Source organism: Vibrio sp. Vb1554 (assembly GCF_033344235.1).
Window position 1 is genome coordinate 1 of the sequence record NZ_JAWPOJ010000112.1, and the last position, 1,739, is coordinate 1,739.

The window sequence follows — 1,739 nt, forward strand, 5'->3', positions numbered from 1 at the left end:
AAATATTCGAGTGAAGCGTTTAGAGCGTGGCTTGTCGTTTGGCTCTGTTTCGTTTTGTTGAGCCCATTATTGTAAAAATCCTTTGATAGCTCTAATCGTTTGATGCTATGGTTTTGATAGACATTGACTATCATCAAATAGAAGCGAATCGTGTGTTATGAATATTCGGGATTTTGAGTACTTAGTCGCACTGGCGGAGCACAAGCATTTTCGCAAAGCGGCAGAGGCGTGTTTTGTCAGTCAGCCAACGCTTAGTGGTCAAATACGTAAGCTGGAAGATGAACTCGGCACGGCATTGTTAGAAAGAAGCAGCCGCCGAGTGTTGTTCACCGACTCTGGCTTACAGCTGGTGGATCAAGCTAAACGCATTCTGAGTGAGGTGAAAACCTTTAAAGATATGGCCAGCGGACAGAGTGGGGCGATGACCGGTCCAATGCACATCGGTTTTATTCCGACAGTTGGCCCGTACTTATTGCCTAAAATTCTTCCACAGCTGAAAGAAGAGTTCCCTGAGCTTGAGCTGTTCCTGCATGAGGCTCAAACTCATCAGTTGGTTCGTCAGCTAGAGGAAGGGAAGCTGGACTGTTTGGTATTGGCTTCTGTGGCGGAAACTGCCCCATTTAAAGAGATTGAAGTGTACAACGAACCGCTTAGTGTTGCTGTACCATGTGGTCATGAATGGGCACAGCTCGACCAGGTTGATATGTTAGAGCTCAATGGGAAGACCGTGTTGGCTTTAGGTGATGGGCATTGCTTACGCGACCAAGCGTTAGGTTTCTGCTTTGCGGCAGGAGCAAAAGATGATGAGCGCTTTAAAGCCACCAGTTTAGAAACTTTGCGTAATATGGTTGCTGCGGGAGCGGGTATTACTTTGTTGCCTCAGCTTTCTATTCCAGCCGAAAAACAAAAAGATGGCGTTTGCTACATTCCTGCCGTCAACCCTACGCCTTCACGCAGCATTGTTTTGGCGTACCGCCCTGGCTCTCCGTTGCGTGCTCGTTTTGAAGCATTAGCAGCGAAAATCAAAGCAATTCTAGAGTCGCAGCCATCTTCTATGGCAGCTTAACGTTATAAAAAAGGGGAGAGCCAACGCTCTCCCCTTATCTTTTCTTTCGTTTGGTTTAGAACAACTCTTCCGTTGTGCCACCAGAACCGCTTGAATAAATGCTGTCTTCGAGGCTGTTACCAACGTATTCGGTTGGCTCCGTGCCTTTCTCAAAGTATTCAAACATGGACGTGCTATCGACTTTATGAGTCAGCAGACCGCTGTTGCGATCGATGCGAACGCGCACGATGTCATCTGGAATATTCTTGCCTTGTTCTGGCTTGCCTTCCAATGCTACTTGCATAAAGTCAATCCATGCTGGCTCTGCTGTTTTCGCTCCTGATTCAGCACCAGATACTTGGCCTTGACCCAAATTGCTGTTCACCGTCGTGCGGCCTAACGCGCGTGAGTGATCATCGAAGCCCACCCATGCAATAGCAACCACGCCCGGACCATAACCGTTGTACCATGCGTCTTTTGAATCGTTAGTCGTACCAGTTTTACCACCAATATCACGACGCTCAAGTTTTTGCGCACGCCAGCCGGTACCGTTCCAGCCAGTTCCTTCACGCCAGTTGCCGCCACCCCAGATGTTGCTGTACATCATTTCACGCAGAATAAAAGCGTTCTGCTCACTGATCACCTGCGGCGCGTGCAAATCATCTTCATCTTGCTCGTTAAACTGCTCGGCAAG

1 protein-coding gene and 1 pseudogene are annotated in these 1,739 nt (G+C 48.3%); one reads left to right on the top strand and one right to left on the bottom strand.

What is annotated here, in order from left to right; genetic code table 11:
- Positions 1-157: 157 nt before the first annotated feature.
- Positions 158-1,066 (top strand): DNA-binding transcriptional regulator OxyR, encoded by a 909-nt coding sequence (gene oxyR / locus R8N28_RS24070; RefSeq protein ID WP_005465160.1) that lies wholly within the window; start codon positions 158-160, stop codon positions 1,064-1,066.
- Between the two features lie 55 nt (positions 1,067-1,121).
- Here the strand turns inward: oxyR and R8N28_RS24075 are convergent.
- Positions 1,122-1,739, bottom strand: a pseudogene (locus tag R8N28_RS24075) (penicillin-sensitive transpeptidase); the annotation flags it as partial.